The sequence below is a fragment of the Halorubrum alkaliphilum genome (assembly GCF_017873815.1).
GTDB lineage: Archaea > Halobacteriota > Halobacteria > Halobacteriales > Haloferacaceae > Halorubrum > Halorubrum alkaliphilum.
Window position 1 is genome coordinate 1 of the sequence record NZ_JAGGKQ010000048.1, and the last position, 6,874, is coordinate 6,874.

7 protein-coding genes are annotated in these 6,874 nt (G+C 57.3%); 4 read left to right on the forward strand and 3 right to left on the reverse strand.

Annotated elements, in window-relative coordinates; genetic code table 11:
* Nucleotides 1–328 precede the first annotated feature (328 nt).
* Together J2751_RS15950 and J2751_RS15285 are read left to right on the forward strand one after the other, a co-directional pair.
* A complete protein-coding gene (locus tag J2751_RS15950) occupies nt 329–493 on the forward strand; it encodes a DUF7837 family putative zinc-binding protein (protein ID WP_449405244.1) in 165 nt (54 codons plus the stop codon).
* A 235-nt stretch (nt 494–728) separates the two neighbouring features.
* On the forward strand, nt 729–1,076 hold the full coding sequence (locus J2751_RS15285; protein WP_209487304.1) for a DUF6788 family protein: 348 nt from the start codon (nt 729–731) through the stop codon (nt 1,074–1,076).
* A 65-nt stretch (nt 1,077–1,141) separates the two neighbouring features.
* Here the strand turns inward: J2751_RS15285 and J2751_RS15290 are convergent, their stop codons facing one another.
* The gene (locus J2751_RS15290) at nt 1,142–1,573 is read right to left on the reverse strand and encodes a TRAM domain-containing protein (protein WP_209487306.1); all 432 of its coding nucleotides are present in this window, start codon (nt 1,571–1,573) and stop codon (nt 1,142–1,144) included.
* 243 nt (nt 1,574–1,816) lie between these two features.
* Between J2751_RS15290 and J2751_RS15295 the strand changes: the two genes are divergently transcribed.
* Together J2751_RS15295 and J2751_RS15300 are read left to right on the forward strand one after the other, a co-directional pair.
* The gene (locus J2751_RS15295) at nt 1,817–2,398 is read left to right on the forward strand and encodes a DUF7437 domain-containing protein (RefSeq protein ID WP_209487308.1); all 582 of its coding nucleotides are present in this window, start codon (nt 1,817–1,819) and stop codon (nt 2,396–2,398) included.
* A gap of 11 nt (nt 2,399–2,409) precedes the next feature.
* A complete protein-coding gene (locus tag J2751_RS15300; RefSeq protein WP_094521150.1) occupies nt 2,410–2,937 on the forward strand; it encodes a hypothetical protein in 528 nt (175 codons plus the stop codon).
* A 193-nt stretch (nt 2,938–3,130) separates the two neighbouring features.
* Here J2751_RS15300 and J2751_RS15660 read toward each other — a convergent pair whose 3' ends face one another.
* Both J2751_RS15660 and J2751_RS15665 read right to left on the reverse strand, forming a co-directional pair.
* The gene (locus tag J2751_RS15660) at nt 3,131–4,663 is read right to left on the reverse strand and encodes a hypothetical protein (RefSeq protein WP_245202886.1); all 1,533 of its coding nucleotides are present in this window, start codon (nt 4,661–4,663) and stop codon (nt 3,131–3,133) included.
* 229 nt (nt 4,664–4,892) lie between these two features.
* Nucleotides 4,893–6,341, reverse strand: a complete 1,449-nt coding sequence (locus tag J2751_RS15665) for a DUF5817 domain-containing protein (RefSeq protein ID WP_321168754.1) — start codon at nt 6,339–6,341, stop codon at nt 4,893–4,895.
* Nucleotides 6,342–6,874: the final 533 nt, after the last annotated feature.

Genomic DNA, 6,874 nt, shown 5'->3' on the forward strand with positions numbered 1-6,874 from the left:
GGACGCTCAGAAGATCCATCAACAACGACCGATCTTACAAGAGACACTTGCTACCGCTACACAACCGAGGTGTGAGTCTTAGCTAAAGACGAATGGTATCTAACACATCGTCACTAGAAATCGTAGCTGCGTAGTGGCCACTCGCGAACCGTGGTCATGTAGCCGTCCTAGAGAAGTACTTTCACTCCGCTCGCCCGAACTATAAGTCACAGAGTCTCAAATTTTGAGGTGAGGGAGCAGAGCAGGGTCGGTCCCACCGACCGGACCAGCTCCAAGACAGAGTCACACGCTCCCTCTCCCCCTCGAAGTAGCTCGTGAACTCGTGAGAATGACCCCTGATGACCCAGAGACAGTCCGTGGCGACTGCTCGTTCTGCGGCGAAACAGTCACGAGTCGGCACGCAATCATCCACTATGAGACCGCTGGCGGTGACCCTGGCGTATGGGCCGAATGCCCCGGCTGTGGCGAGATCGTTGACCCCACCCATGCTTAGTAAACAGTTCATCCGGCAGATCGTCAGTCTCGAGCCGTCATCGACAACGCACCACGAGTGCCGTTACTGTGGGTACAGCGTGGAGAAGGACATCGATGAGTGTCCACAGTGTGGCTCTCACGAAATTGCGGCCTACGATCTCGAGTAATTGCTGAGGTGGTCACGGTTGGCAGAGAAGGTTCAATACCTTATGTAGCACCCGAACGCTAACATGGCTCCAATTGTTACATAAGGTATGGAGCAGCCGTCACCACCTGCCTCGCTCCCGAAGTATCTCGCAGAGGGGCTCCCCAAACAGGACACGGAAACACTCCATGAGATACGGAACTACGTCGAGGCGCTCATCGAGTATCGCGACCAGTCGGTCGACACTGACGAGCTTCCCGAGGCTGCCGAGCCCGTCGACGAGTCCGATAGCGCAGGAATCGGGACCGTCGTCAAAGAGAAAGTCACCTGTGGCGACGACAGCTGCAAGTGCGCTAGCGGAAATCCCGCGGATATGCACGGTCCGTATCTCTATCGCTACTATCGTGAAAACGGGACGATGAAATCGGAGTACATCGGGAAGCCAGGAGGCGAGTAGGGTGGATCAGGATAGTCGTGGTTCCAACGATCCCAGTCAAATAGACAGTTGCTACTAAAACGACGTTACAGCGCCCGTGAGTCGCGTTCGACGATACTAGCAAACGCGACGTTCTCTTTGACTTGCTCGATCTCGACCGACGGCTCATCACCTGGTTGTCCGCCGGGGACGATCACGACGTAGCCGCGTTCAACCTTCGCAATGCCGTCACCTTGATCACCAGTTGTCTCGATCGTCACGTCCCGGACTTCACCTTCCTCTACGGGAGGACCGTCCGACGTCGGAGTTGGTTCTTGCGCAGCCGATTGGGGTTGCTCTTCCTGAGTCTTCTTGCTTGTCGAGGATTCTGATTTCAAGATCGCGACGCGATACGTTTCGTCGGCAGCAAGCGCGTCGTGTTCGATTTCACTCGCGGGGACATCCACAATATATGAGCCGTCACGTTCTTCGATTTGAGCACTAAACACAGTGCGAAGCGAATCAGAAATTTCGACCATCAGGTATCACGAGTTGTAGCTAGTCAACGTATCTAAATCTCGCGTTTCGCGCTACTCTGAGGTGGTAATCTAGTGTATGCTGAAGAGACCACGCAGATCCCAAACAGAAACTCCTCGAAAGGCTAGCAGGCCAGATCGGTCAATACAGAGGACTCACGAATCGCTCGGCACAGGGTGTCCGAAGTATCACGTCCGATTCGGCAATCCCAAACACTATTATCTAGTACATGAATTATGAATTGTATGTCGAAGGCAGCTGGAGACCCCGAACGCGCCGTCAACGGCCTGCTGTCAGTTGCACAGCTGCTGGAAGAGCCACGACTGGCGCGGCTCTACACCTTCGTGCTCCGGCAAGAGGAGGTCACTATCGACGACATTGTCGATGAATTGGAGATTCCCCGGACGACAGCGTATTCGGATGCCGGCTCGCTCGTTGAGCTCAAGGTCCTCACTCGAGATGAGGGCCAGAAAACACACACGTATTCAGCAGTCCCGATCACTCTCTCGGCAAATCTCGGGGGAGACGAGTATACGATCACGCCGACGCTCATCGAAGCGTTCGGCCGATCGCCTCGGGATCAGGACCTCAATCTCCTCATCGAGAGAGACGGTCTCGGAAAGCTCGCTGCCGCCCTAACGTATGCGATACCGTACGCCAACGGGAACATGTCGGAGCGAGTTGCAGCCCGGGAACTCGACCTTCAGCACGCCTTCGCAATTGCCGTGTTACAGGCACTACGAGACGTCGTCCTCGATATGGAATCGGTCGATCCCTATTTTGACGAGATTCGGGACGCTAATGAGAATCCGACGATTGAAGCCTGACTACGAGAGCGATGAGTGAGCCGTTCAACCCGTTGCAGAATTCGGTGACGTGGATCGCGGATACAGGATTGTTCATCGCGTGTGGTCGCCAACAGAACAACAAGTACACGGCTCTCGAACGCTTTGCTCAACGGAACGATCTCACATTTGTCATTCCGCAGCGAGTCTACGACGAGCTCGGTGGTGCGCCGAGGCGAAGTACGCCGGGACAGACTCCGATCAATAGCGCCATTGATGCCGGTTGGGTTACAGTCGCCGACGAGCCTGACTACACGAACGGCACCGTGTCACAAGTGATGGACGACGTTCGGTCGTACATCGCTCGATCCTCGAAAAGAAGCGAGGATCGGATCGAAAAGGCTGACACCGCGCTTGCTGCGGCCGCAGTTGAAAGGCTCGAAGCGGATAGCGGTCTGGTCTGTATCGTGACGACCGACATCGACGCCGGCGAGGCGGTTGTTGCGACACTCGACGCCCACGGGTTCGAGAATCGTGTGCGGTTCAAAAATGGGTTTGAGCTGATTGACGAGATCACGTAATGGTCAGTCAGCAAGCGCGTTCTATCGGCTGATTCGGCTGTAAATTCACGAAATGAATGTCGTGGCAACTCTTCTATGACACCCTAGGAACAGCATGAGTGGCCCAACAATCTCGTCAAGAGATATGATGGCGAGAACAGTATACCAAGCCCCCACAAATCACCGGTGACAGACGCCTCAATTCCTCTAGAACTCATCCGACAAGCTCCCCAGTAGTTGCTTCTTGGAGGCTCAGCTGACGCGGGCGTCTCCCCATTATCTCAGTCTCGCGTTCAACAAGGGCACCACCAGCGACAGCAGCGTCCTCTCGATAACACGCTCTCGCAGTCACTGCCCACAGCGCTGGCAGCACCTCATCGAGTAACGGCCATGGCTCTGTGAGTTCCAGCAAGACATCGCCAGCGAACCCGATTTCCTTCGGTGGAACTGGTCCATCTGGCCCATGATGACACCGAGCTGTCCGTAACGCTCCGGCCGCGGCGTGGACGTCGTTGCTGACAGTCGGATCACTCACCCATTGCGGGTAGATATCCTGATACCGTTCAGGAAGTTCTCCGTCGTCCCGATCCGTCTCCGCAAACGACAGCTGGAGCCGGTAGCCAGCATCCGTCATCGCGACGATTCCAGTATCAACGAGGTCAGGGAGGTGGTCACGAAGCGAGCGAGCCGACACGCCGGCTCTCTCGGCGAGTGCTGACTGCGTCAGGAATTCTTCAGCGCCCGCGAGTGCCACGAGGGCCTTTCGCGGCGTCGACGACGCATTCCGGAGTACCTGCTCTGGGGACAGTGCTGCGATGATGCGTCGGAGTTCTACAGACCGGATATGTCGCGTCTCGGCTTCCGGCTCTAGCGCTCGGGCGACGCCGTTCGCGATTGCTAGCGGTGACCGACACAGCCCGTGGAGCACCGATACCGCCTCTGGAGTTGTGAGGAGGTTCTTTTTTTCAAGTGCTGTGTCAAGAAGGTCGCGGTACTGGGCTCGACTCGTCGACGTCTGGACGGGGACGCGGACACCGATCTCGGGGGCATCATCCCGGATGTCCCTCGGCGAGACGTTGGATCGAAGCTTCTCAGCGAACACTTCCTGGCGGTCGCCGTAATCAGCAAACAGACACCACGAGCCGATGAGCTCACCGAACGGCTCTGCGGCGTTGACATCGACATCTAGTGACCACCGGAGGACCTCGTCACGATCCTCAAACAGTTGCCGAAACACCGACGCCATCCCGTATTTCGACGCAATCGCCGAGTTGATTCCAACGAACTTCGCGATAGCTGAGAGCTTCTCATCGGCAAAATCGCTCTTGAACCGGGGCATCCGACCGATTCGGAGGATGTCCACGCCGGCGAAGTCCAGTAACCGGGTCATTACGCCAATCACGCCGAGTGACTCAGTGAGAATCTTCGTCCGAAACGCCGTTCGAGAGTTGTACTCGCGGTACTCGCCGTGAGTCATGTCCCGCGTCATCTCGCAAATCTCCTCGAGAACAGCTTGTATGCGGTCGCCAAACTCATCGACATCGTCGACGAGTTCGTCTTCTTCAGCAATCCACCCGAGGCACGCACTGTTCTGTAGGATATTGGGTGCCTCTTGGAGCAGTCGGCGGAAATCACTACTCTCGTCGAGTCGCTCGTCAGTTAGCAGATTGTCCCAGACAAACCCATCACCCAACGAACGAGCAGTACAGACTGCCCACTGCATCGAATTGTCGACTTCGGCGGCCACAGCGAGCCGATCATTTTCCCAGTCCGTGTAGCGGCGGGGAGCTGCTCGATCGTCCCACTCAGAGACCGCCGCATCGACAGTTGCGACGCCATTCTCGGGGGTCGCCGCAACGGCGGCCTGATACGTAGAGCGAGAAAGCGGTTGGATAGTGTGGAGTGCTGGGAGGCGGTCGCGGCTCCAGCCGGTCCCCCCCTCACGTGTGTGCGCGGGTCTAGACTCCACATTGTCGTCAGATTTTCCGGTCCGACTCACAAAATTCTGAAGGGGTTTTTGTCGCGTTCCAGATCGGCCGATTTCTTCGAGGAAAACGCACGCCAGCCGGGCGAATTGCGACTTTGCTCCCGTCGCTGGTCGCGATACGATCCGTCACGAGTTCGTGTTCGCGAAGCTGTCGGAGGTGGTACGCGACGTTGTTCCGAGACTGGTCGGGGTCATCGTACGGGGCAGCCTCGTAGAGCGTCTCGTAGCCAGCTGTCTGGCCAGCTTCCGCACCAATACGGTCGAGGGTTGCGACAACCTCACCGTCCATCTCAAGCGCCTCACATGCAGCCGCGACGTGGTCGTCGACGGTTCCGTGAGCGCGCTGGCCTGTATCGCATTGTGAACTCACATCGAACGCTGCCACGTCCGGGACGTTCCCATCCAGTTCGTCGACATCGATCTCCGGATCGTAACTCCAAGCGAAGCGCCGCATCCAGATGGACGACTCAAACACAATCCGGACGTCCACACCGTGGCCAAGCCAACTGAGCAGCTGGACCATTTGCCGGCGTTGGTCGGCGTGGCCGATCTCCCGGAATGACTCATCGATCCGCACGGTGAGTGTTGGCGTATGTTCTGCGGCTGCGAGCAACGGCTTCACAACTCGGCGAACATCCTCAAGCTCACCAGGAAACCCGATGCCAAGCGGGCCGAACTCCGAGCTCCCAAAGCTCTCGAGCAGTTCGAGCGCCTGCTGATGCTGCTCGGACTCGACGTCTTTACACAGGCTCAACAGCGTCGACGCAACGATCGACCCGTTGAGGCTCTCTGCGTCTGGAAGCGCCTCTCGGTCGACTGTCCCGAGCTGATCGTCGATAATCGATTCAAGCATCTGCCAGGCGGCCCCATCTGCGACACCACCGACGAGTTCGCGCACGGCGAGCGCAATATCGGCTTCGAGGACCCCAACAAGACGCCGCCAGAGTTCACCTGGTCGGCTCTCTTTGTCGAGGCGTACTGTCCCAGACGACACGGCCGGGTACTGCTGAACCACCCAGAGACCCGCGTCCTCATCACAGCGGAGATCTCCAAGCTGACGAGAGCTCTGATCGGTGTTGTTGGATGTCTCTCGATTCGTTGTGTCGAGGTGCTGATCGTCTGCGAAGGCACCTGTAAGCACCTGTACGCCGAGTGGTCGGCCGACGAGATCGCGGTCCCATTCCTCTTCAAGATTGGCGTAGTGGCCAACCTCGTCGAACTCAGCGCCAGCGTTCCGAGTATTCGCGAGAAGCGCCGCCCGTTGCTCAACAGCATTCTCCCACGTGTCAGCTCTTGCTCGACGTCGCAACTGGCCATCTGAATGCTGACTCCCACACCGGGGGCACTCACGAGTGCTAGCAGCGCCACTACTGACGGCATCCTCGATGACCCAGTGTTGGCTACAGTTGGAACAGCCAACGACAGCGAAGCGACTCACGCCGCTGGCACACCTCCATGAGCCGGGTGGTCCTGCATAGTGCGCTCTCCGCGCACGTGCTCAACGCTACGGCCGGAATCGGATAATCGGCCGTCTCAGAGACAGCAGAGAGGGTTATCGGCGAAAGCCGGAGATGACTCTCACCACCGCAACCATTAAGACCACTTCGGAAGAAATGAGGAATAGGAGACTTCCTCGGACAGGTGCCATCCTGTCCCTTCCCAAGCGGCCCCTGCTGCCAACAGGGGAACTCCCCCCCTTTCTAAACATCGCCTAGCCGTGCATACTGCGATGTTGCGCCGGCCTCCGTCTTAATACTCACGGCGAGCGTCAGACATACATACAATTACTGTTATTTTGCCCGGTGTCCGTATTCGGGTGATTTACACACCACTAAAACGGGTAACTGGCAATTATCATGGGTCCCATGTGGGAGCCGTAGTTGGATAGCAAGACAAAGATACACCGCACAGTGATGCCTCTCGTCCTTACCGAAGTTCTCTCCCACCCAGAATTGACTGGAGCTGTTCAGG

What these genes read in the sequence shown, in the direction of transcription:
- J2751_RS15950 (WP_449405244.1), top strand. Translation starts at nt 329, where the DNA reads ATGACCCCTGATGACCCAGAGACAGTCCGTGGCGACTGCTCGTTCTGC.
- J2751_RS15285 (WP_209487304.1), top strand. Translation starts at nt 729, where the DNA reads ATGGAGCAGCCGTCACCACCTGCCTCGCTCCCGAAGTATCTCGCAGAG.
- J2751_RS15290 (WP_209487306.1), bottom strand. Translation starts at nt 1,573, where the DNA reads ATGGTCGAAATTTCTGATTCGCTTCGCACTGTGTTTAGTGCTCAAATC.
- J2751_RS15295 (WP_209487308.1), top strand. Translation starts at nt 1,817, where the DNA reads ATGTCGAAGGCAGCTGGAGACCCCGAACGCGCCGTCAACGGCCTGCTG.
- J2751_RS15300 (WP_094521150.1), top strand. Translation starts at nt 2,410, where the DNA reads ATGAGTGAGCCGTTCAACCCGTTGCAGAATTCGGTGACGTGGATCGCG.